We start from the raw sequence: 21,740 nt of genomic DNA on the forward strand, positions 1-21,740 counted from the left end.
CGGTCTCTCAGCTGCCCAGGATCACCCTGAGGTCGGCCGCGTTCGCCTCGGTGACCTTCCACAGCTCCTGCTGGCGGCCGTGGACGTCGGCGACCGTCTTGGCGTGGTCGGCGAGGAGGTCCTTCGCGCGTTCGACCAGCCGGGCCGCGAGGTGGCGGTCGTGGACGGAGACGCCCCACTCCGGGCGCTCGATGTCCCGCAGGAAGTACGCCATCTTCGGGTGCGAGATCAGGCTGATGATCGGTGTGCCGACCCCGAACGGGATCATGCCGGCGTGGCCGCGCATGCCGATGACCAGCTTGGTGCGGGCGTACAGCTCGCGGATCTCGTCGTTCTCGAAGTCGTACATCGGGATGACGGGCATCGAGATGCCGTGCTCGCGGCGCAGGTCGAAGGCGATCTTCTCGTCGTCCAGCGAGTGCGCCACGCACTTCACCTCGCCGAGTGCCCCCAGGTCACGTACGGCCTGGGCCATCTGGGCGAGGAAGTAGGCGTAGTCGTGGCCGAAACGGAGGCCCGCGCGGTCGTAGGCGGCGTTGATCAGGATCGTGTCGTCGCGCTCGGCCGGGTCCTGCCAGCCCGCCACCAGCTGGCGCATGACCGTGGTGGGGCAGGGCTGGAAGCGCACCTTGTCGTGCAGGTGCGACGGCAGCATCGCACGGACCTTCTCGATCGAGCCGTGGTTGCGCAGGCCGAAGAAGGCGGAGCGCTCGACGAGTTGGAGCAGTGACTCGCGGAAGCGGTTGGCGCGGTAGGACTGGCCGTCGAAGGCGTTGAAGCCGACCGCGAAGACGGCGATGGGCACGTCGATGCGGTTCAACAGGGCGTCCGGGACGTTCCACTGCCAGGCACTGTTGCCGTTGGGCATGGTGTCCGGGATGAAGAGGCCTCCGCCGCCGATCACCAGACCTCGGCGGGCGTTCACCCGCTCCAGCGCCGCCTCGTCGAACAGCCGGTGGGCGTGGACGGAGTGCCAGCGGCGGGACGTGGTGTCCGGGCCGAAGGCCAGGCGGACCGTCTCCGGGAGGAGCTTGTCGCCCGCGTTGCCCTGCCGGTCCATGTAGAAGGCGACATGGGCGAGCTGGTCATCGGCGCTCCCCCGCTCCTGGGAGGGGACGGCGGCGGCCCGCTGGGCCCACAGCCGGCTCGACCGGTGCGTCGGGTCGACGGTGATGCCGGCGGTGGCGTATCGCAGCGCCTCGGTGTTGTCGCCGTGCACCCACGCCAGCTGGGCCAGTCGCGCGTAGGCGGTGGCGGCCCGGTTGGGGGCGGCGGTGGCGAGGAGCAGCTGGGCCTTGGCCTCCTCGTGGCGGGAGACGCTCATCAGGGCGTGGCCGAGGACCTCGTGCGGCCAGGCCTCGTCGAGGGGGATGCGGACAGCGCTCAGGACGTCGACCGCGTCCTGGTAGTCGCCGTTCGCGATGTGTGCGGCGGCGACCTTCCGGGCCACCTCGACCTCGCCGGTGCGCTTCACGTGCGGGGTGCCGAAGTGGACGACCAGGTCGTGGTGGAGGCCGCCGCTGGATTCCAGGTACGCGGCGTGGAAGTCGGCGTCGGACAGCTCGTACTCGCGCCAGCGGTCCTCCGCCTGGCTGTACCCCGCCTCACCGCCCTGCCACGGCTTGTGGCGGCCGGTGAAGTGCAGGATGGCGGTGTCGTCGGGGACCGGCAGGTCACCGGAGAGCCGCCGCTTGACGAAGTTGTAGCGCGGGTCGAGGCGCACGAAGTCGCCGTCGAGGACGGCGTTGAGGATGCCCTGGTCGTGCTTGTCGAGCTCGTAGTCGCCGGAGATGCCGCACTTGTCGAGCCGCGCGCAGAACTCGTCGCTCAGGTACTCGCGCTGGATGACCAGCAGCCCCGAGTTCAGCTTGTGCTGCCCGTAGAAGAACTGCGGGACGGCCGCCAACCCCTCGCGCAACTCCAGCAGTTCGCGCAGATCACCCAGCACCACCATGTCGGTGTCGAGGGTGATGACGGTGTCGTACTCCCGGATCCGGAAGACGTCGAGGATGAAGTACGCCTTGCGGACCAGGTAGTTGTCCTGGTCGCCCTTCTTGTAGGCGTCGTAGTGCGTGTCGTTGACGCGCTTGAGGACGATCCGCGGGTGCAGGGCGCGGATCCTGGCTATCGAACCGGGGCGCAGATCGTCGTAGAGGACGACGAAGTCCTCGCACACGCTCGGGTTGGACAGCGCGAGGCTCCTGAGGAGGTTCAGGAAGCCGGGCAGGTAGTTCTCGTCGACGTAGGACGCGAAGGCGATGCGGCGCTTGCCGGTGAGGGCCGCCGCGTCGGTGACGGGCGCCGCGGTCAGGGTGTTCGTGGTCATCGCAGGGAGATCCTCATGTCGGTCACGCTCTGGGCCCGCTGCATGACCCATGCCTTCTCACTGGTGTATTCGTGCACGGACGTGATCGCGAGCTTCATCGCCTCCTGGACGCGGTAGGCGCCGCTCTCGTAGAAGTCGAAGCCGATCAGGTCGAGCGTCGGGCTGACGTCCAGGAAGTCCAGCAGGTAGAGCATGTTGAAGCCGGTGGTCGGGATGCCGGACCAGACGTCGGCGGAGAGCTTGCCGATGTTGCGCACGGGCCAGCGCAGCGACTCGTCGCCGAGGAAGGTCTGGGCGCCGGGGACGAGCCGGTTGCGCAGGGAGTACTTCCAGTCGCCGGAGATCCCGCCGAACACCAGCCGGGTGTCGACCCGCTGGTCCCAGTTGAAGCCGTGCTTGTGGATGGTGGCGTGGATGTCGGTACGGCTGCCGGTGTGCTTCGGCTCGATCTTGTACGAGTTGAAGCGGACGACGAGGTCGTACGCGTCGATCTCCGCGCCCATCGAACTGGCGCCGACGCGGCCGGAGTTGGCGATCAGGCAGATCGACTTGCCGGCGATGCGGTTGCGGAACTCGCCGAGGCTGATCCACTGCACGCCGCCGACGGTCGGGTCGGCGACGGGGCCGCGCATGCGGTTGCGGCGCTGCTCGGCGTAGAGGGCGAGGGCCTCGGTGAGGGCGGGCAGGTCCGTCTCCCGCGTCATCCTCAAGTCCAGGTACTGGCTGAGGAGTTCCTGCCGGTCGGCGACCGGGGCGTCCTCGGCGGCCAGGGCGAGGAGCGCTCCCACGAGGCGCGGCTCGGCCTCGGTCCAGTCCCCCACGGCCTGTGCGGCGAGGCCCTCGGCCCAGACGGCGGTGGCGGCACGCCGGGTGAACTCCTCGGCGCGCGGGTTCTGCCGCCGCAGCAGGGTGAGCAGCTCGCGCTCCTTCTCGGCGGCGGCGCGCAGCCCGGCGATCTTGGCGCGGACGCCGAAGCCGTCGTCGTCGGTGAGGGCGAGGTACTTGTCGTACGCCTCGACGGCCTCGGTCTCCTCGCCGAGCGTCTCCAGGAGCCGGGCGCGCAGCCGCCAGCCGGCGCGGGAGTTCTTGCGCTGGGCGAGGACGGTGTCGCTGATGACGAGGGCGAGGTTCAACTCGTCGTCGTAACCGCACTCCAGGGCCTTGTTGGCGACGGCGAGGAGGGCGTCGAGGAGTTCGTTGGGGATGCCGTTCGCGGGGGCGGCGGCGCCCTTGACGGCCCGCTTGAGCAGGGCGGTGGCGCCACCGGCCGGGGCGGGCGCGGGGGCGGCACTCGTCGTACCCCATACGACGAGGAGCTTGCGCAACTGCTCGGCGAGTTCGACGCGACGGCGGTCGACGCTGCCGACAACCTTTCCGCTGTGTACCGCGCAGGCGCGCAGGCAGTCGTCCAGCTCCCCTCCACGCGCACGTGCACGTCTCTTCTGGACCGTCGTCATGGCACTCCTGTTTTGTCTTCTTACCAAAGCTCAGACGAGTTCTTGGGTTTAGCCGCTTGCATGGGCGGATTCTGAGGGAATTTAGGAAGCCAAAACGACATCCAGGTGAACTCACCGGGACCGGGCGGCTAATCGTTGGCTGGCCGGCCAAGACATCCCTGTGATTCGGACTAATGTCCCTGTGTGCACCCGTAGGAACAGCACACGAACAGCTTGTCGAGGGGATATCCGTGACCACGTTGACCGTCCGCGAGGTGTCCGGAACGCCCCTGCGGCCGGAACCGGCGGCGCCCCGCGAGACCCGACTGCGGGCCCTGGACGGGCTGCGGCTGGTGGCCGCGCTGATGGTGGCGGCGTACCACTACGGCGGCCGGGGTGGCGACGTCACGACGGCCTGGGGAAGTTCCCCGAAATCCCAGTTCCCGACGCTGCACCAGTATTTCTCGTACGGCTGTCTCGGCGTCCAGGTCTTTTTCGTGATCAGCGGATTCGTGATCTGCATGAGCGGCTGGGGCAGGCCCCTGAAGTCGTTCTTCGCGTCCCGCGCGTCCCGACTACTGCCGGCGTACTGGGCGGCGGTCGTGCTCGTCACCGCCGTCTTCGCGCTGCCGATGGTGGCGTACCGGACAGTCTCGCCGAGCGACGCGCTGGTGAACATGACGATGCTCCAGCAGCCGCTGGGCGTCGACCGGGTGCTCGGGGTCTGCTGGACGCTCTGGGCCGAGGTCCGCTTCTACGCCCTCTTCGCCCTGTGCGTGGTCCTGCCGGGGGCCTCGCGCCGCCGGGTCATCCTGTTCTGCGCGGGCTGGACGCTGGCGGCGGCGATCACGCAGGCCGCGCACCAGCCGCTGCTCGACGTCGTGTTGATGCCCGAGTACGCGCCCTTCTTCATCGGCGGTGTCGGCCTCTACCTCGTGCACCGCGACCGGCGGGACGTGTACGCGTGGGGCATCGTCGGCGTCAGCTTCCTGATCGGCCAGCACTACGCGGTGCGCGGCCTGTGGAACGCCACGGACCCGGGCGCCTTCGCGCACCGGACGACGCTCGGGATCGTGGCCGTCGTCGCCTTCGGCTTCCTCGCGGTCGCGGCGATCGCGCTGGGCTGGCTCCACTGGGCGAACTGGCGCTGGCTGACGGTCGCCGGGGCGCTGACCTACCCGTTCTACCTGGTCCACGAGCACCTCGGCTGGGTGGTCATCCACGCCCTGCACATCGGCCTCGGCCTGCCGTCGGCGGCGACCTTCGCCCTGACGGTCGCCGCGATGCTCCTGCTGGCCTGGCTGCTGAACCGGTACGTGGAGAAGCCGCTGACTCCGAAACTGCGTTCGGCTCTGGCCAAGGCTCGGTGAGGTTGTTCATCTGACGTTCCGCCGAGGGTCAGTTCGTCCGGCCGTGGGCGAGCAGGAATGTCTCATGGTCAACGCACAGCAGACGTACACGTACCCCGGTGAACTCAGCGACGTACCCGGCTGGTTCCCGCCGCTCGACCAGATGCTGTTCACCTGGTTCCTCGACCGCCAGCGACGCCAGGGCGTCCAGGGTGACCTGCTGGAACTGGGCGCCTACCTGGGCAGGAGCGCGATCCTGCTCGGCCGGCATCTGGGCGCGGGCGAGGAGTTCACCGTCTGCGACCTGTTCGGCGGGGAGGCACCGGACGGGGCGAACAGGGCCGAGACGGCGAAGTCGTACGCCTCCCTCACCCGGCAGTCCTTCGAGCGCAACTACCTCTCCTTCCACGACGAGCTGCCCCGCGTCATCGAGGCGCCCAGCTCCGTGATCTCCTCCGAGGTCGCCCCGAAGACCTGCCGTTTCGTCCACATCGACGCCTCGCACCTGTACGAGCACGTCCGCGACGACATCGGTGCGGCGCGGGAGTTGCTGGTGCCGGACGGGATCGTCGTCCTCGACGACTTCCGCTCCGAGCACACGCCGGGGGTGTCGGTGGCGGTGTGGGAGGCGGTGCTGAACCGGGGGCTGCGGGTGGTCTGCCTCAGCACGCAGAAGCTGTACGGGACGTGGGGTGACCCGGGGGTGGTGCAGGAGGAGCTGCTGGAGATGCTCCGGGGGCGGGCGGACTGCGGGCTGAGTGTGCAGGAGGCGGCGGGGCAGCGGTTGGTGCGGGTGCGTTCCACAGGGATGCGGGCGGTGGAGTTTCCCAGGTCGCGGCATTATGTGGCGCCGTCGGCCGTGGTCGTGGCCCCGAAGCGCCGTCGGTCACCTGTGCGCCGGATTGTGGCGGATTTGGTGCCGCCAGTTGTCACTCGTGTCGTCAGGAAGGCTTTGAACGTTCGTAGTTAGCTGCGGGTGTGTGGGGGCTGGTCGCGCAGTTCCCCGCGCCCCTTGGCGGCGTTTGCGATACCCGTGATGATCAGGGCCAGGCCCTCCTCGAAGTGCTTGTCGTAATCGGCGAAGATCTCTCTGCCCGCCGCTGCCGACAATGGGAAGTCGGCCATCAGGCGGGCTCGTTCCTCTACGTCGAAGCCCTCTCTTCGGTCACCCGGCAAGGGCTCGACGCCCTGTTCCTCGGTGACGAAGCCGAGGGTGTAGAGGTAGGTCGTCTGGGCCGCGCGGACCGCCTCGGCGAGGGTGAAGCCGGCGGACGTGAACAGGCGGAGGTTGTCCTCCATCGCCTCGACGTGCACGAGGCTCGTGAAGCGGGTGCCGCTGAAGACCTTGGCGCCGTCGCGGTAGCCGAGCAGGGCGGTACGCAGTCCGCGGTTGGTCTTCCGCAGCCGCTCCTGCCAGCTGTCGCCGGGATCCAGCGCGGTCCCGGCGACCATCCGGCGGTACATCTCCGTCGCCATCTCGTCGAGCAGTGCCTGCTTGTCCTTGAAGTGCCAGTACAGGGCGGGCGCCTTGACATCGAGCTCCCTGGCGATGGCCCGCAGGGTCAGACCGTCCAGGCCCAGCTCGTTCAGGAGCGTCAGGGCGGTGTCCGCGACCCGGCCGCGGTCGAGGGGGGCGCGCTTCTCCGTGCTCACGGTTGACAGCTTAACAGCGTTAAGGGCAGTCTTGTCATCGACGGCACTTAACAGCGTTAAGGAGATGGATCATGGACGTTCTGATCGTCGGAGCCGGCCCCACCGGCCTCGCCCTCGGGATCGACCTCGCCCGGCGCGGGGTGGACGCGCTGGTGGTGGAGAAGGCCGACGCCCTGTTCCCCGGCTCGCGCGGCAAGGGCCTCCAGCCGCGCACCATGGAGGTCTTCGACGACCTCGGCGTCCGGGACGCGATCCGCGCGGCCGGCGGCACCTACCCGGTCGGGATGATCTGGCAGGACGGCAAGCAGGCCGGCGAGCACCAGATGTTCGAACCGGCCGAGCCGACCGAGGACTCTCCCTACAACGAGCCGTGGATGGTGCCGCAGTGGCGCACGCAGGAGATCCTGGCGGCGCGGCTGGCGGAGCTGGGCGGCACGGTCGCCTTCGGCCGTGAGCTCACCGGCCTCACCCAGGACGAGGACGGGGTGACCGCGCACTTCGCCGAGGGCCCCGACCTCCGCGCCCGGTACGTCGTCGCCGCCGACGGCGGTCGCTCGGCCGTCCGCCGGGCCCTCGGCATCGCCATGACCGGCGAGACCGTCGACCCGAACCCGGTGCTGGTGGCCGACGTGCGGCTGACCGGCCTCGACCGCGAGTACTGGCACGTCTTCCCGCCGCGCGGGGACGGCGACGGCTTCCTCGCGATCTGCCCGCTGGCCGGGACCGAGGACTTCCAGGTCGTGGCCCAGTTCCCGGAGGGCACCGCGGTGGACGTCTCCCTGGACGGCGTCCGCAAGGTCGTCGCCGCCCGCTCCCACCTCGCCCCCGACGCCCTCACGGAACTCCGCTGGGCCTCCGACTTCCGCCCCCGCCAGGCCCTCGCCGACCGTTTCCGCGCCGACCGCGTCTTCCTCGCCGGGGACGCGGCCCACGTCCACTCCCCGGCGGGCGGCCAGGGCCTCAACACCAGCGTCCAGGACGCCTACAACCTGGGCTGGAAGCTGGGCGCGGTACTGGTGGGGGGTGCGGCCGAGTCCCTCCTCGACACCTACGAGGAGGAGCGCCGACCCATCGCCGCCCAGATGCTCGGCCTGACGACGAGCGTCCACCGGGGGGAGACACGGCGGGGCGACGCTACGCGCCAGCTGGGCCTGGGGTACCGGGACTCGTCACTGACGGAGGAAGCGGGCGCGCTGCCGGGTCCGGTGCGGGCTGGTGACCGCGCACCTGACGGCATGCTGAGTGGCGTCCGACTGTTCGACGCGTTCCGGGGGCCGCACTGGACGCTGGTGGCGGTGGGGGTGGAGGCGCCGGAGGTATCGGAAGCGATCAGGGTCATACGGGGAGAGGCGCAGGCGTCGTACGGAACCGGCCTGTTCCTGGTGAGGCCGGACGGCTACATCGGCTGGGCAGGCGAATCGCGGAGCGGACTAATGGAGTACGTCGGGCGAGTTGGGTTTCTTGGGGGCGCGGGGAACTGCGCGACCAGCCCCCACGCACCCGCACCCACCATCAAGCACTAGCCATCGTCAACTTCACCGCGAACCCCAGAAACAACGCCCCCGCAGCCGACGTCGCCCCCGCCGACAACCGCTTCCGCCTCCGGAACGCGTCCGCCAGCCGCGTCCCACTGAAGATCAGCGCGGTGAGGTACAGGAAGCTCGCGAGCTGCGCGAACGCGCCGAGCACCACGAAGGACAGCGCCGGATACGCGTACCCGGGATCGACGAACTGCACGAAGAAGGCGACGAAGAACAGGATCGCCTTGGGGTTGAAGAGGCTGATGACCAGGGCCCGGCGGTACGGCCGCTCATCGGCGACCACCTCACCGGGCTGCTCCCCGGCGGGAGCCGTCCGCGACCGCCACATCCCCCACGCGGCCCGCAGCATCCCGAACGCCAGCCACGTCAGATAACCGGCGCCCGCGTACTTCACGATCCCGAACAGCACGGCGTTGGCCTGGAGCAGGGACGCCACCCCGGCCGCCGACAGCGTCATCAGCACGGCGTCCCCGCACCACACGCCGGCCGCGGCGGTGTACCCGGCCCGTACCCCGCGCCGGGCGGCGACGGAGAGGACGTACAGCGAGTTCGGACCGGGGAGCAGGACGATCAGGACGAGTCCTGCCAGATAGGTGGGGAGGTCTATGACACCGAGCATGCGAAGGAGTCTCGCACGCTAGAACGAATGCGACGGAAGGTAGGTCCCCCACACCTCCCGCAGGGCACCGCACACCTCACCGACCGTCGCCCGCGCCCGCAAGGCGTCCTTCATCGGATACAGGACGTTGCCCTCTCCCTCCGCCGCCTTCCTCAGGGCGGCCAGCGCCGACTCGACCGCCGCCCCGTCCCGCTCCGCCCGCAGCCGCGCCAGCCGCTCCGTCTGCTGGGCCTCGATGGCGGGATCGACCCGCAGCGGCTCGTACGGTTCCTCCGCGTCGAGCCGGAAGCGGTTGACACCGACCACGATCCGTTCGCCCGCGTCGGTCTCCTGGGCGATCCGATAGGCGTTGCGCTCGATCTCGTCCTTCTGGAAGCCGTGCTCGATGGCCGCGACCGCGCCACCGAGCTCCTCGACCCGGCGCAGGAGATCCACCGCCGCGGCCTCGACGTCGTCGGTCATCCGCTCGATGACGTAGGACCCGGCGAACGGATCGACCGTCGCCGTCACGTCCGTCTCGTGGGCGAGGATCTGCTGGGTGCGCAGCGCCAGCCGCGCGCTCTTGTCCGTGGGCAGCGCGAGTGCCTCGTCGAAGGAGTTGGTGTGCAGCGACTGCGTGCCGCCCAACACCGCGGCCAGGGCCTGGACTCCGACCCGGACCAGGTTCACCTCGGGCTGCTGGGCGGTGAGTTGGACGCCGGCCGTCTGGGTGTGGAAGCGCAGCATCTGCGACTTGGGGTTCCGGGCGCCGAACTCGTCGCGCATCACGCGGGCCCACATGCGCCGCGCAGCGCGGAACTTGGCGACCTCCTCCAGGATCGTCGTACGCGCCACGAAGAAGAAGGAGAGGCGGGGGGCGAAGTCGTCGACGTCCATGCCCGCCGCCACCGCCGTCCGCACGTACTCGATGCCGTCGGCGAGCGTGAACGCGATCTCCTGCGCCGGGGACGCGCCCGCCTCGGCCATGTGGTAGCCGGAGATCGAGATGGTGTTCCACTTCGGGATCTCGGCCTGGCAGTACTTGAAGATGTCGGCGGTCAGCCGGAGGGAGGGCTTCGGCGGGAAGATGTACGTTCCCCGCGCGATGTACTCCTTCAGGACGTCGTTCTGGATCGTGCCGGTCAGCTGCCCGGCCGCGACGCCCTGTTCCTCCGCCACCAGTTGGTACAGGAGCAGCAGCAGCGCCGCCGGGGCGTTGATCGTCATCGACGTGGAGACCTTGTCGAGCGGAATCCCGTCGAACAGGACCCGCATGTCGTCGACCGAGTCGACGGCGACGCCGACCTTGCCGACCTCGCCGTGCGCGAGGGGGGCGTCGGAGTCGTGGCCCATCTGGGTGGGCAGGTCGAAGGCGACGGACAGGCCCGTGGTGCCGTGGGCGATGAGCTGCCGGTAGCGGGCGTTGGACTCGACGGCCGTACCGAAACCGGCGTACTGGCGCATGGTCCAGGGGCGGCCGGTGTACATCGACGGATACACGCCCCGGGTGAAGGGGTAGGCGCCCGGCTCACCCAGCTGCCGTGCCGGGTCCCAGCCCTCCAGGGCCTCCGGTCCGTACACCGCTTCGATGGGCAGTCCACTCTCGGTGAATCGAACACTGCCCGACTCGCGCGTCATGGTGTGCCGCCTCCCGTCACTGGGGTACTGGTTCCCACAATGCCAGGGTGAGACGACGGGGGCCGCGATGCGTATCGAGGGCATGGGGAGAGTGGTCGCCGCGCTGGTGGTCGTGGCCGCCCTGGGCGGCTGCACCGTGCAGGGCGCGCAGGACGACGGGAAGAACCGGTCGCCGGTGCGGATCGAGCTGCCGGACAGCACCTCGCCGGCACCGCGCACCACCCCTGCTTCCCCCACCCCGTCCACGAGCCTCCTGTCCACGGTCCTGTGGTCCCCGGGCGACACCGGCCGGGACATCCGTGAACTCCAGGCCCGGCTGCGGCAGGTCGCCTGGATCTTCGAGGGCCCGACGGGGACGTACGACGACGCGACGGAGGAAGCCGTCAAGGGCTTCCAGGGCAAACGCGGGCTGCCGCGGACCGGCGAGACCGATGCCGTCACCTGGCAGCGGCTGAAGAAGATGACCCACGAGCCGGGCAAGTGGGAGCTGTATCTGATGGGCGGCCAGCCCGCCGACGCGCCGGACGCGCGCTGCAGGACCGGGCGGGTGCTGTGCATCAGCAAGTCGAGCCGTACGTTGCGCTGGATGGTGGACGGCCGGACGCTGAAGACGCTGCCGGTGCGGTTCGGGTCCGACTACACCCCCACCCGCGAGGGCGTCTTCCACGTCTACTGGAAGTCCCGCGACCACTACTCGACGCTCTACGACTCACCGATGCCGTACGCGATGTTCTTCAGCGGGGGCCAGGCCGTGCACTACTCGACGGACTTCGCGGCCCGCGGCTACGCGGGCGCCTCGCACGGCTGTGTCAACGTACGGGACCAGGCGGCGATCGCGGAGCTCTTCGACGAGGTGCGCGACGGCGACAAGGTCGTCGTGCACTGGTGAACCGCGGAGCGGTGTGTGGGGCGCGGGCGGGACCGGGGGAACGTGTCCCGCCCGCGCCGAATGCACGAGCCGTAGGTACGGGGGGAACCCCGGCTCTGTGCGACGGCCGATGACCAGTCGGCTCACTCAGTACTGCGTCGCCGGGTCCAAAAACGTCACACCCCCCGGAAAAAGTTCCGCGGGGCCCGCCGCGGAGGAGTTCAGAGCGTCGAGTACGACGGGCTCGGCGCCGGTTCCGGTGAGGTCTCCGTCCGCTTCGGCAGGAGCGGGGCGGCGGTGTCCGGCTCCTCGGTGGAGCGGCCCCCGTCCTCGTCGTGCCGGTTGCCGCCACCGTCGCCGCCACCATTGCCGCGGCCGTGGCCGCCGCCGGAGCCTCTGTGGTGACCGTCGTCGTCGCCCTTGCCGTCGCCCTTGCCGTTGCCGTCCTGGTCCTTGCCGGCGCCGTCCCGGTCCTCGCCGGTGCCGGGTCGGCTGTCGGAACGGGCACCGGAGGACGTGTCCAGGACGCCCTGGCAGAACTTCCACACCCGGGTCGAACCGCCCGCCAGGCCCTCCAGGGCCCGGCGCCGGTCACCGGACAGCTCCTTGCCGTCGCGCAGGTCACGGCAGGCCGAGGGCGCCTTGCTCCACCAGGAGCCCGACGTGCCGTCCTTTCCGTCCGTGCCGGCGCCCGGGGAGGCGCTCGCGCCACCGCGGGCCGTGTCGCGTCCGCCGCCGGGGTCGGCGGAGGCGCCGCTGGACCCGTCCGGCGTCGCCTCGCCCTCACCGGTGCCGGCGGGCGGCGACGGCGAGACCAGCGGGCGGTCCGAGGTCACGGCGGCCGAGACGGAGGCGTTGGGGCCGGGTTCGGCGTCGCCGAACGGGGTCGGCAGCAGCCCGGCGCCGGCCGCGGCGGCCACTCCGCCGGCCAGGCCGAAGGCCAGCGCGGCGGCGAGCGCGAGACGGACGGGGCGGGAGCGGCGGGGGCGGGCCGGAGGGGCGGTACGGCCGTGCCGTCCGCCGATCCGGACGAGGCCCACGTCGGCATGCGCGGCGGCCCTGCCCCCGTCGTCCGCGCGCGCCGGGCCCGCGGGGATCGTGCCCCGGTCGGCGTGGGCCTTGCGGAAGGCGGCCAGGGCGGCTTCCTCGCCGGGGAGTTCGAGGGTGCTCGGCGGCGGGTCCTGGGACAGCGCGCCCAGGGTCTTGGCGAGCCGCTCGGCCTCGTCGCGGGCGGCGGGGTCGACAGCGTTGTCCAGTGAGTCGCCGCGCAGCAATCGCTCCGCCAGTTCGCGGTCGAGCCACTCGTACTGCTTGTCGGCCATCACATGTCCTTCTGCGTCCGCGCACGCGTATGCGTCACACTCGCGGACGTCACCGCGCGGTCGCGCGGTTCTCGCTGGGGCGGCAGGGCGTCGAGGGCCTCGGCCGATTCCGGTTCGGCTGCGTCCGCGGCGTCCGCGGCCTCGGCGCCCAGGAGTTCGGCGAGCCTCTTCAGCCCGCGGTGCGCGGCGGTGCGCACGGCTCCGGGCCGCTTGCCCAGCGTCTCCGCCGCGGACTTGGCGTCGAGGCCCACCACCACGCGCAGGACGACGGCCTCGGCCTGGTCCTGCGGAAGCCGGGCGATGAGGGAGAGGGTGCTGTCGGTGGCCAGGGCCTCGATGGCCTCGCCCGCGGTGTCGGACTCGGCGGGCTTCCCGGTCAGTTCCGTTTCGTCGCCGCCGATCGCGGGGCGGCGGCCGCGCATGCGTATGTGGTCCAGGGCGCGGTTGCGGGCGATCCGGGCGGCCCAGCCGCGGAAGCGGTCGGCGTCCCCGCTGAAGCGGTCGAGGTCCCGGGCGATCTGCAGCCAGGCCTCGGAGGCGACGTCCTCGGCGTCCGGATCGCCGACCAGCGTGCGGACGTATCCGAGCAGCCGCGGGTGCACGGCGCGGTACACAGTCCGGAACGCGGTCTCGTCCCCGTCCTGTGCCGCAAGCACCGCGGCGGTCAGCTCCGCGTCATCCCCCAGCACGCATGGTTCCTCGGTCGATGGTCGCGGCCCCCCGGGGCCGCCTGCGATTGCGGTGGTTCCTCGCCTCCCGCTCGGCGCGAAAGGCACGTTACGACCTGAAACCGCTGCTCGTCCATGTCCGTACAAGATGCAACTACCTCGTGACGGGGTGGGCGGACCCCGATTCGAGCCGGGTGTGACAGAAAACGCACTCATGGCGCTGTAGGAAGTACGGGCCGCCGCGCGGCCCGTGCCGCGCGACGGCCGGGGCCTCTCCTGTGGGGGGTGGCGGCCCCGGCCGTCTCCGCGTGCCGCGGGCGCGGGGCAGAGGGCACAGCGAAGTCGCTGGGCCCTTTTTTCGGGTTTCCCGTGGTTACTGCTTCTTCTTGCCCGTGGCCTTCTCGGGCTTCGTCCCGCTGTTGCCCGGCGCGTCCGTGGCCGCGTTGCCCTTGCCCGACGCCTTGGCGTGAGGGGTGTCCTGCGCCAACTGCCGCGCGCAGTACGCCGCGACCTGGTCCTCGCCGCCGGCCGCCTCGATCAGCCGCTGCCAGGCCGCCGAGTCCAGGGCGTTGCCGCGGCCCTGGAGCTTCTCGTAGGAGCGGCAGTGGGCCTCGGTGTCCTGGGCGGTGACCGGGCGGTCCGAGGGTTCGGAGGTGGCGGTGTCCGGGGTGGTGCCGGCCGCCTGCTCGGAGGCGGCGCTGTGCGGCTGCCGGGTCGGGGTCGGGCCGGCGGAGCCGTGGGAGCCGGAGCCGGAGGTGCCGATCGCGGCGAACGCGACGCCGCCGATGGTCAGGCTCGCCACGAGCACGGACAGGGTGGTCTTCAGCGAGCGGCCCGCACTCCTGCGCTCCCGTGGCCGCCAGTCGTCGCGGCGACGGGTACGGGCGCGGTGGGTGCCCGTGTCCCGGGCGGCCCGGAACGCGGCGACGGCCCGCTGCTCGCCCTCGCCGCCGAAGGGATGCGCCCGCATGGCCTCGGCCAGGAGCTTCTCCAGGCCGTCCGCGCCGTCCGGACCGGCCGCGTCGTGCGTGCCGTCCGCACCCTGTGGACCGGGGACGCCGGCGCCTGGGTGCACACGCCGGCGGCCGGGGGGCCCGCCGTTCTGCCTTTCACCCATGTCCGTTCCTGTCTCTGTCCGGCCCGTCGTCGTTCACTTCGACTCCCCCAGCGTGTGGGGGTCGTCATCCGTCACACTGTCGACGCCCAGCTGCTGGGCGAGGCGCTTGAGCCCCCGGTACGCGGCGGTGCGCACCGCGCCGGGCCGCTTGCCGAGGACGCGGGCGGCGGCGGGGCCGTCGAGGCCGACGACCACCCGCAGCAGCACGGCCTCGGCCTGGTCCCGCGGCAGTCCGCGCACCAGCTCCAGGGCGTACTCGGTGGAGAGCGACTCCAGGGCCTGGTCGTGCGTGCTGTGCGGGCCCGGCAGCTCCAGTACATCCTGTTCGAGCGTCGCCGACCGGGGCCGTACCTTCTGCCGGCGCAGATGGTCCAGCGCCCGGTGCCGGGCGATCGTCGCCGACCAGCCCCGGAAGCCCGGCCCGTCGCCCTTGAACCGGCCGAGGTCGCGGGCGATCTCCAGCCAGGCGTCGGAAGCCACGTCCTCGGCGTCGTCGCCGACGATCCCCCGGAGGTAGCCGAGCAGCCCGGGCTGCACGATCCGGTACGCGACCGCGAAGGCGGCCTCGTCGCCGTCCTGGGCCCGCGCGACAGCCGCGCCGAGCTCGACGTCGTACGCCTGCACGCGGCGGGGTTCGCCTCCTCGACCCAAGAACTGTCCTTGTTCATCACGTTTCGCGGCGATCTCGCACCGTCAGATGCGGTCACCCTTGCGTAAGTCCTTCACGCACAACAGCGCCGGGCCGCGCGGAAGTGTCACTGCACGCCCGGGGCCGCCCTTCTCAGGCGGCGGTCCGCCGGACCCGCCCGTGCAGGGTCAGATAGAAGGTCTGCAGGGAGTCCTCGGGGCCGCCCGACACGAAGCGGTTGAGGACCTTGCCGAGCGGGTTCCAGACCCGGCCGTCGGGCATCCGGACGCCGACCTCCTGGCCGAAGTACGTGCGCTGCAACTCGTCGAGGTCGACCCACACGGCGCCCGCCCGGCGCACCAGCACCTCACCGACGTAGGCACCGAGACCCGCCAGCGGCTCGCGCGCCCGGTCCTGGTCGGCGCCGCCCTTGCGCAGTCCGTCGATCAGGAAGTCGACGACGCGCAGGCTGGCCACCGAGTAGTCCAGCGGCAGCCGGCCGCGCGCCGTGACCCGGGTCACGAACTCCCCCGCCTGTCCCCGCATCCCGTCCGCGCAGGTGACGCGTTCGGCCTGCTTCCCCATGAGCCCCCACCCCATTCGCTCGGCTCTCCCGCTGTTCCAGCGGATGCCGTCCCCCGAACATCACGGGGCACGGGCGTGGCGATTCCCACACAGGAAAACCACGGCCGCCGTACAACCCTTTGGGCCAGTGATGTTTGGCCAGAGCCATGCGCTGTGTGTAAGTGCTGCCCAAGTGGCAGGTGATGCGACCGAGTTCATTTCACAGGGGTGGGGTAGTTGAGTCCTCGCAGGAGCCGTGCGTACCGACCGATCAGTCTCAGGAGACGGGCCTGGCTGACCGCCGGGGCCGTCGTACTGAGCGGCGCGGGCATCGTCACGTACGCGATGGCGGACCAGGGCGCGCAGTCCGACGGCAAGGCGGTCAGCCGCAAGCCCGCCATCCACACACTGAAGCTCCAGAGCGAGGGCGCGGGCCGCAAGGGCCTCGCCAAGCGCGGCACGGAGCGGTTCAGCGCGGTCCTGCTGACCTGGGACGACGCCGAGGCAAAGGCCAAGGGCCGGCCCGAGGTGCGGACCCGGGACCTGGAGACCGGCAAGTGGTCCGGCTGGCAGAAGCTGACCGTCGACCCCAGCCAGGCCGACGGCGCCGAGGGCGAGCGGGCGGCGCTGCGCGGCGGTACGGAGTCGCTGTGGACCGGCGACTCGGACGGCGTCGAGGTGCGGGTCGTCAACGCCGACGGCACCGAGGCGGGCGGCCAGCCGGCCGGGATGGACGTCAAGCTGCTGGACCCGGGGACGGACCCGAGGGACAGCGGGGTGTCGGCGGCCTCCGCTGAACCTGCGGAGCCTGCGGAGCCCGCGGCGTTCGTGGCGGAGACGACGACGCCGGAGGCCTCGCCGAGCGAGTCGGTGTCGCCATCGGTTTCCGAGTCGGCTTCGGAGTCGGCGTCGGCTTCGGCGTCGGCTTCGGCGACGCCGACCGACTCGGCGTCGCCTTCTCCGACGGAGACCACCACCGCGTCTCCCTCCCCCTCCCCCACCTCCACCGTCCCGGCCCCCCGGCCCTCCACGGTCGTGAAGCCGCCGGTCATCACGCAGGCGGAGTGGGGCGCGTCGACGGACTACGACGGCACGCCGGGCTACGGCGCCGAGATCAAGGCCGCCGTCATCCACCACACCGGCATGGACAGCGACAACACCCTGTCCTGCGCGAACTCCCGGGCCCGGATGCGCTCCATCCAGCAGGAGCACTTCGCGCGCGGCTACTACGACATCGGCTACAACTTCGTCGTCGACAAGTGCGGCCAGATCTTCGAGGGCCGCAGCGGCGGCATGGACCTGCCGGTGATCGGCGCGCACGACATCGGGTTCAACACCAACACGGTCGGCATCTCGTACATCGGCAACTACGAGAGCGCCAAGCCCAGCAAGGCCGCGCTGGACTCCATCGCGCGGATCGTGGCGTGGAAGTTCGGCATGTACGGCATCGACCCGACCGGCAAGGTCACCCTGGTCTCCGGCAGTGACGCGGGCGTCGACGGCAACAAGGTCGCCAAGGGCAGCTCGATCACCCTGCCGCGCGTCTTCGGACACCGGGACACCAACGCCACGGCCTGCCCGGGCGCCAACCTCTACTCCAAGCTGTCGCGGATCGCGGCGCTCGCGAAGACACCGGGCATCTCGCACGCCCTCGCCACCAGCGACTACAACCGGGACGGCGTGACCGACCTGGTCGCGGGCGTGCCGAAGGCGAACGCGGTGCGGATCGTGCCGGGCAGTGTCGACGGGCCGGTGACGGCGGCGAAGGTCTCTCTCACCCAGTCCAGCCCCGGTGTCCCCGGTTCCTCCGAGTCCGGTGACGCCTTCGGCACCTCGACCGCGTGGGGCGACGTGAACGGCGACGGCTACGCCGACCTCGCGATCGGCGCCCCCGGCGAGGACGACACCAGCGGCAACGCCGACCGCGGCCAGGTCACGGTGATGTACGGCCCGGCCCTGAACACCGGCTTCTCGTACACCACTTCAGGGGTCACGGCGGCGGGCGCCAAGCTCGGCTCGACCGTCACCGTCGGCGACTTCGACGGCGACGGCAAGGCGGACGTGTTCGCCGCGGGCGCCGGCAAGGGCGGCAGCTACAACGTCCGTATCACCGGCGGCAAGACGACCTACGGCACCCTCACCACCGCCACCGGTTCCGTCGCCTACCTCGACGCCGCGACCGGCGACTTCAACCGGGACGGCTACGCGGACGTCGCCCTCAACTACCGGGACACCGGCGGCATCGGCCGCGTCGTCCGCTTCGCGGGCTCGGCGACCGGGCTGACCAAGGCCGGCGTCATCTCGGTCAAGGGCGGCCGGTCCATCGCCGCCGGTGACGTCAACGGCAACGGTTACGACGACATCGTCATCGGCCAGCCGGTGGCGTCCGAGTCCGGCGGCAAGTCGGGCGGGCAGATCACGATGGTGCCGGGCACGTCGACGGGCTTCACGACGACCGGGATGACGACCATCCACCAGGACACCGCGTCCGTCCCCGGCGGCAACGAGTCCGGCGACGCCTTCGGCAGCTCCGTCTCGGTCGGCGACTACAACGCCGACGGCTACGCGGACGCGCTCGCGGGGGCGCCGGGCGAGGACCTGGTCCGCGACGGTGTGAACCGTACGAACGCGGGCAACGCGATCCTGGTGAAGGGCGGTTCGGCGGGTCTGACAGGGACGGGTTCGATCGCCGTCTCCCAGGACACCTCGGGCATCCCCGGTTCCACGGAGACCGACGACCGCTTCGGCTCCACGGTCTCCCTGTCCGACCTCTCCGGCTACGGCCGCGCCGACCTCACCTTCGGCGCCGACAACGAGGACGGCGGCGACGGCATCCTCCTCCACCTCCCGAGCAACAGCACGGGGCTCGGCTACACGGAGGCGGCGATCTACAGCAAGACGACGCTGGCGACGCCGACGGACGCCCGACTGGGCCAGACGCTGACGCCGTAGGCGCCCGAGGCGACGGCCGGGATCCCCACGACCGTGCGGGATCCCGGCCGTTTTCACGTCGTTGGGGAACCCGCCCCGGTCGCGTCCCGGCACAGCAGCCGCAGCGACCCGTTCCCCGCGAAACACAGCCGCGCCTCGTCGAGCGGATCCCACAACCGCCCGTCGGGCGTACGTATCCAGTGGTCGCCGCCGCTCGCCCACCACTCGGCACCGGTCTGACGGACGATCACCTCACCGGCGTACGCCCCGAATCCGCGCAGCACCGTCTCGACGGCGGCGTACGGAGTCTCCTCGCGGCGCAGATCGTCGATCATCCGGTCGACGCGCCACAGACTCTGTGCCGAGTAGTCCAGCCGCACGCGTGCCCCCTCGCGCATGGTCGCCACCGCGTCCGCCGCCCACCGCACCGGCTTCGTCGCCGCCGCGGGCCTGGTTTCGTACTGTGTCGTCACACCCACAAGAGCGTTCCGGACGTGGCGTTCGTCACCCGGATCCGGACACCTCTCACATGTGTGGTCCGCCCGTGAGTGACGCTTCACGGTTCCCGTGCGCTCCAGTCACTGATGAGCATGTACTTCCACTTCCGCGCCATACCGCCAGCGGCCCTGCGCAACAGCCCGGCCTGGCTGGAGAAGCTCTTCGAGGACGACTGGAACGCCGTACGCGAGCGGATCGGCCGGCATCGCGAAGAGATCCTGGACAAGGGCTACCTCGACAACGAACTCCTCTACGCCGGCACGCGCGACGACGAGGGCCCGCACACCCATGTGGTGCTCGGTGGCCGCCCGATACCGCACCGCGACCCCGGCCTGCCTCCGTTCCTGCTGCTCACCGCCGCCCAGACGGGCCGGGTCGCCGCCTATCTCGCCGAGGCCGACTTCGAGGACCTGTGGCTGGACGCGCGCGACCTGCTGCTGCCGACGTACGGCGGCACGGACACCGAGCCGGAGGTGCACGGCGTCTTCGCGGCGGCCCACCGCGACCTCACCGCGTTCTACGGGCAGACGGCGCACTACGGCGACGCGGTGGTGAAGTGGCTCGTGCCGTAGGGAAAGCAGGGGATGTAAGGGGCGTAAGGGTCCTCAGGGCGAGGCGGGGGGTCAGCGCGTGCCGCGTGCCCGTCGTGACACCACCGCCCGCAGCACGCGCCGTCCCTCGACGGAGACCTCCAGGGCGCGGCGCAGCCCGGCCGTGCCGTGCCCGGCGAGCACCTCCAGGACGATGACCTGGCGCCGCAGTTCGGCGGCGACGAGCGGTGGCATGCCCTCCGTACGGCCCTCGCGGCGGGCGTCGAGCGGGACGTCGTCCGCGGCCGGATCGAGCAGCCGGTGGATCCGCAGCGAGGCGACGGAGCACGCGTCGGCCCACGCCCGCATCTCTGCGGCGTCCAGCGCGGCCGGAGCGGCGTCGAGCATCCGGCGGGCCTGGTCGGCGGCCTCGTCCTCGGCGGCGTCGGCGGACCCGGCGAGCTTGTCCCGCGCGACCCGCAGCCCCGTCTCCCAGTCGCCGGCACCGCTGTCGGCGAGGCTCGCCCACAGCGGCCGCAGGATCTCGTCGTCGCCGCCCAGCAGGGGCACGCACCGATCCAAACAAGCCAACCCGCTGGCGGCCAGTCCGCGTTCGTCGGCCTGAGCGATCAGCTCCACCAGACTCATCCACGCCTCCCTGAGGGGTGCCGCCGAGCCGTCCGGAGCCCGGTCACACCGCTTCGCCTGCGAAACTCCCTAACGGAGCCCGCACTTCCCCTTACTGCGTGCAACGGCCCCGGAGTGTCACAGGGGCACCACGGTCAGCTGGTCGAGCAGCCGGAAGAACAAGTTTTCGGCCAGTGGGTCGGGCTCTGCGGTCAGCACGTCCAGCAGTCCCCCGGCGTCCACCGCCCGCCCCGCCTCCTCGGCCCAGGCGGCGGCCCGTTCGGCGGCGTCGGGCGGTTCCAGGAAGTAGTCCTCCAGCACGAGGCCCTCCTGACCGGCGCCGATGTACCCGGCCATGGCCGCCCGCGCCAGACAGGTCGTCCAGGCCCCACTCTCCGGCCCGGCTGCCTCGACGACCACACAGGCGCTGTCCATCACATACCCGAACAGCGCGGGCGCCCCGGTCTCCCGGGCCAGCGCGTTCATGCTGCCGACGTCCCCGTCCCCGCTCGGGTACTCCCACACCTGCCAGCCGTCGGCCGCCTCACTCCTGGGACTCAGCCCCTCGGCCGCCCCGGCCAGCGCCTCCAGCTCCTTGAGCGGCCGCTCGCTGCGGCCCACGACGAAATACCCCCAGTAGCCCATTCCGGCTCCCCCCGGCACACTCTCGGCTGCGGCTCGGGCCGAATACACCACAGTCGCACGGCAGTTCGCAGCCGTATCGGACAATCCGCCGCGACTCAGGCGGGCAGCGGGGCGGGGCCGGCGAGGGCCTTCTCGTACTGCATGCGGTTCAGCCGCAGCACGACGGCGATGGCGAGGGCGGCGGCGACGACGTCGACGGCGTCCGTGAACATCAGCTGCCCCACGGCGTCCCGGATCTCGTCGGCGCTCTCGGCCCCGCGGTACGCGGTGGACGCGGCCCGGTCGGAGAGCAGCGAGATCACCCAGAACGTCCACCAGGTGTTGACCAGGCCGTGCGGCCGGGGCGCGCTACAGGGGCTGCTGGCGTCCCAGATGTCCAGCGTCATCCGGCGCGGGTACCAGAGGTTGACGATCGGCACGAGCCAGCCCCAGATCGCCCAGCCGCGCGTCTTGTCGTGCCCGTACGGGTCGAAGACCTCGGCGTTGACCCGTACCCGGTGGAACCAGCACAGGAAGAGGACGGCGGTCGTGAGCAGCGCGACGGTCTGGGCGACGCCGGCCCCGGAGTAGAGCCGGTCCGCGAGCTCGGCCCGCCCGTCGAGGAGGGCGCCGCTCTCCAGGTCGCCGCTCACGTCGTAGACGAAGACGCCCGACCCGATGGCGAACACATCGGTGGCGACGACCACGCCGAGCCCGGCGACGGCGGCCCGACCGAGCCCGATCGGTGACTGGAGCCAGGCGGCCGGCGCGATGAAGTGGTCATGTCGGTTGTCGATCACGAGTGGGGAACATACGTTCGCC

General features: G+C 71.2%; 20 protein-coding genes. 6 read left to right on the top strand and 14 right to left on the bottom strand.

The genetic code is table 11. The features are described from left to right. Nucleotides 1-7 precede the first annotated feature (7 nt). Both OG885_RS17550 and OG885_RS17555 read right to left on the bottom strand, forming a co-directional pair. Entirely contained in the window at nt 8-2,326 is a 2,319-nt protein-coding gene (locus OG885_RS17550; RefSeq protein ID WP_405732227.1) for a glycosyltransferase, read from the bottom strand. Next, nucleotides 2,323-3,783 carry a glycosyltransferase family 29 protein gene (locus OG885_RS17555; protein ID WP_405732230.1) on the bottom strand — a complete coding sequence of 487 codons (1,461 nt, stop codon included), beginning with the start codon at nt 3,781-3,783 and terminating at the stop codon, nt 2,323-2,325. Before OG885_RS17555 ends, OG885_RS17550 begins: the two co-directional genes overlap by 4 nt. Before the next feature lie 230 nt (nt 3,784-4,013). Here OG885_RS17555 and OG885_RS17560 point away from each other — a divergent pair, with 230 nt between their 5' ends. Both OG885_RS17560 and OG885_RS17565 read left to right on the top strand, forming a co-directional pair. After that, nucleotides 4,014-5,132: an acyltransferase family protein gene (locus OG885_RS17560; RefSeq protein WP_405732233.1), complete on the top strand. Its 1,119-nt coding sequence runs from the start codon at nt 4,014-4,016 to the stop codon at nt 5,130-5,132. 64 nt (nt 5,133-5,196) lie between these two features. Then, a complete protein-coding gene (locus OG885_RS17565) occupies nt 5,197-6,081 on the top strand; it encodes a class I SAM-dependent methyltransferase (protein ID WP_405732235.1) in 885 nt (294 codons plus the stop codon). Here OG885_RS17565 and OG885_RS17570 read toward each other — a convergent pair. After that, nucleotides 6,078-6,764: a TetR/AcrR family transcriptional regulator C-terminal domain-containing protein gene (locus tag OG885_RS17570; protein WP_405732238.1), complete on the bottom strand. Its 687-nt coding sequence runs from the start codon at nt 6,762-6,764 to the stop codon at nt 6,078-6,080. The two genes, OG885_RS17565 and OG885_RS17570, sit on opposite strands and share 4 nt — an antisense overlap. A 71-nt stretch (nt 6,765-6,835) precedes the next feature. On the opposite strand from OG885_RS17570, the gene OG885_RS17575 reads away from it, so the two are divergent. Then, nucleotides 6,836-8,287 carry an FAD-dependent oxidoreductase gene (locus OG885_RS17575; RefSeq protein ID WP_405732241.1) on the top strand — a complete coding sequence of 484 codons (1,452 nt, stop codon included), beginning with the start codon at nt 6,836-6,838 and terminating at the stop codon, nt 8,285-8,287. On the opposite strand, the gene leuE is transcribed toward OG885_RS17575, so the two are convergent. Together leuE and OG885_RS17585 are read right to left on the bottom strand one after the other, a co-directional pair. Further along, a complete protein-coding gene (gene leuE, locus OG885_RS17580; protein ID WP_405732244.1) occupies nt 8,277-8,924 on the bottom strand; it encodes a leucine efflux protein LeuE in 648 nt (215 codons plus the stop codon). The genes OG885_RS17575 and leuE overlap by 11 nt on opposite strands. 18 nt (nt 8,925-8,942) lie before the next feature. Continuing rightward, nucleotides 8,943-10,541, bottom strand: a complete 1,599-nt coding sequence (locus tag OG885_RS17585; protein WP_405732247.1) for a methylmalonyl-CoA mutase — start codon at nt 10,539-10,541, stop codon at nt 8,943-8,945. A gap of 67 nt (nt 10,542-10,608) precedes the next feature. Between OG885_RS17585 and OG885_RS17590 the strand changes: the two genes are divergently transcribed. Next, on the top strand, nt 10,609-11,430 hold the full coding sequence (locus tag OG885_RS17590) for a L,D-transpeptidase family protein (RefSeq protein WP_405732250.1): 822 nt from the start codon (nt 10,609-10,611) through the stop codon (nt 11,428-11,430). 200 nt (nt 11,431-11,630) lie between these two features. On the opposite strand, the gene OG885_RS17595 is transcribed toward OG885_RS17590, so the two are convergent. The 5 genes from OG885_RS17595 to OG885_RS17615 form a co-directional block, all read right to left on the bottom strand. After that, entirely contained in the window at nt 11,631-12,731 is a 1,101-nt protein-coding gene (locus OG885_RS17595; RefSeq protein WP_405732253.1) for a hypothetical protein, read from the bottom strand. After that, nucleotides 12,731-13,420, bottom strand: a complete 690-nt coding sequence (locus OG885_RS17600) for an RNA polymerase sigma factor (protein WP_405732255.1) — start codon at nt 13,418-13,420, stop codon at nt 12,731-12,733. The genes OG885_RS17595 and OG885_RS17600 overlap by 1 nt, the downstream gene beginning before the upstream one ends. A gap of 352 nt (nt 13,421-13,772) precedes the next feature. Continuing rightward, nucleotides 13,773-14,516, bottom strand: a complete 744-nt coding sequence (locus tag OG885_RS17605; RefSeq protein WP_405732258.1) for a hypothetical protein — start codon at nt 14,514-14,516, stop codon at nt 13,773-13,775. A 33-nt stretch (nt 14,517-14,549) separates the two neighbouring features. After that, nucleotides 14,550-15,167 (bottom strand): RNA polymerase sigma factor, encoded by a 618-nt coding sequence (locus tag OG885_RS17610; protein ID WP_399949112.1) that lies wholly within the window; start codon nt 15,165-15,167, stop codon nt 14,550-14,552. Between the two features lie 130 nt (nt 15,168-15,297). Then, the gene (locus tag OG885_RS17615; protein ID WP_405732261.1) at nt 15,298-15,729 is read right to left on the bottom strand and encodes a hypothetical protein; all 432 of its coding nucleotides are present in this window, start codon (nt 15,727-15,729) and stop codon (nt 15,298-15,300) included. A 216-nt stretch (nt 15,730-15,945) separates the two neighbouring features. Between OG885_RS17615 and OG885_RS17620 the strand changes: the two genes are divergently transcribed. Then, nucleotides 15,946-18,660, top strand: coding sequence for an N-acetylmuramoyl-L-alanine amidase (locus OG885_RS17620; RefSeq protein WP_405732264.1), 2,715 nt, complete (start codon nt 15,946-15,948; stop codon nt 18,658-18,660). 53 nt (nt 18,661-18,713) lie between these two features. Here the strand turns inward: OG885_RS17620 and OG885_RS17625 are convergent, their stop codons facing one another. Continuing rightward, nucleotides 18,714-19,112 carry a hypothetical protein gene (locus OG885_RS17625; RefSeq protein WP_405732267.1) on the bottom strand — a complete coding sequence of 133 codons (399 nt, stop codon included), beginning with the start codon at nt 19,110-19,112 and terminating at the stop codon, nt 18,714-18,716. Between the two features lie 111 nt (nt 19,113-19,223). Between OG885_RS17625 and OG885_RS17630 the strand changes: the two genes are divergently transcribed. Next, entirely contained in the window at nt 19,224-19,709 is a 486-nt protein-coding gene (locus OG885_RS17630; RefSeq protein ID WP_405732270.1) for a DUF1877 family protein, read from the top strand. Between the two features lie 51 nt (nt 19,710-19,760). Here the strand turns inward: OG885_RS17630 and OG885_RS17635 are convergent, their stop codons facing one another. The 3 genes from OG885_RS17635 to OG885_RS17645 form a co-directional block, all read right to left on the bottom strand. Further along, entirely contained in the window at nt 19,761-20,315 is a 555-nt protein-coding gene (locus OG885_RS17635) for a hypothetical protein (protein ID WP_405732273.1), read from the bottom strand. 117 nt (nt 20,316-20,432) lie between these two features. After that, nucleotides 20,433-20,939, bottom strand: coding sequence for a hypothetical protein (locus OG885_RS17640; protein ID WP_405732276.1), 507 nt, complete (start codon nt 20,937-20,939; stop codon nt 20,433-20,435). A 95-nt stretch (nt 20,940-21,034) separates the two neighbouring features. Next, nucleotides 21,035-21,718 (bottom strand): DUF4328 domain-containing protein, encoded by a 684-nt coding sequence (locus OG885_RS17645; RefSeq protein WP_405732279.1) that lies wholly within the window; start codon nt 21,716-21,718, stop codon nt 21,035-21,037. Nucleotides 21,719-21,740: the final 22 nt, after the last annotated feature.

It is taken from the genome of Streptomyces sp. NBC_00028 (genome assembly GCF_045041065.1).
In the GTDB taxonomy this organism is placed as follows: Bacteria; Actinomycetota; Actinomycetes; order Streptomycetales; family Streptomycetaceae; genus Streptomyces.

Excerpts from the sequence above, each read along its gene's own strand:
- OG885_RS17555 (WP_405732230.1), bottom strand. The coding sequence starts at position 3,783 with ATGACGACGGTCCAGAAGAGACGTGCACGTGCGCGTGGAGGGGAGCTG.
- leuE (WP_405732244.1), bottom strand. The coding sequence starts at position 8,924 with ATGCTCGGTGTCATAGACCTCCCCACCTATCTGGCAGGACTCGTCCTG.
- OG885_RS17590 (WP_405732250.1), top strand. The coding sequence starts at position 10,609 with ATGCGTATCGAGGGCATGGGGAGAGTGGTCGCCGCGCTGGTGGTCGTG.
- OG885_RS17640 (WP_405732276.1), bottom strand. The coding sequence starts at position 20,939 with ATGGGCTACTGGGGGTATTTCGTCGTGGGCCGCAGCGAGCGGCCGCTC.
- OG885_RS17565 (WP_405732235.1), top strand. The coding sequence starts at position 5,197 with ATGGTCAACGCACAGCAGACGTACACGTACCCCGGTGAACTCAGCGAC.
- OG885_RS17615 (WP_405732261.1), bottom strand. The coding sequence starts at position 15,729 with ATGGGGAAGCAGGCCGAACGCGTCACCTGCGCGGACGGGATGCGGGGA.
- OG885_RS17595 (WP_405732253.1), bottom strand. The coding sequence starts at position 12,731 with ATGGCCGACAAGCAGTACGAGTGGCTCGACCGCGAACTGGCGGAGCGA.
- OG885_RS17630 (WP_405732270.1), top strand. The coding sequence starts at position 19,224 with ATGAGCATGTACTTCCACTTCCGCGCCATACCGCCAGCGGCCCTGCGC.
- OG885_RS17575 (WP_405732241.1), top strand. The coding sequence starts at position 6,836 with ATGGACGTTCTGATCGTCGGAGCCGGCCCCACCGGCCTCGCCCTCGGG.
- OG885_RS17550 (WP_405732227.1), bottom strand. The coding sequence starts at position 2,326 with ATGACCACGAACACCCTGACCGCGGCGCCCGTCACCGACGCGGCGGCC.
- OG885_RS17585 (WP_405732247.1), bottom strand. The coding sequence starts at position 10,541 with ATGACGCGCGAGTCGGGCAGTGTTCGATTCACCGAGAGTGGACTGCCC.
- OG885_RS17635 (WP_405732273.1), bottom strand. The coding sequence starts at position 20,315 with ATGAGTCTGGTGGAGCTGATCGCTCAGGCCGACGAACGCGGACTGGCC.
- OG885_RS17605 (WP_405732258.1), bottom strand. The coding sequence starts at position 14,516 with ATGGGTGAAAGGCAGAACGGCGGGCCCCCCGGCCGCCGGCGTGTGCAC.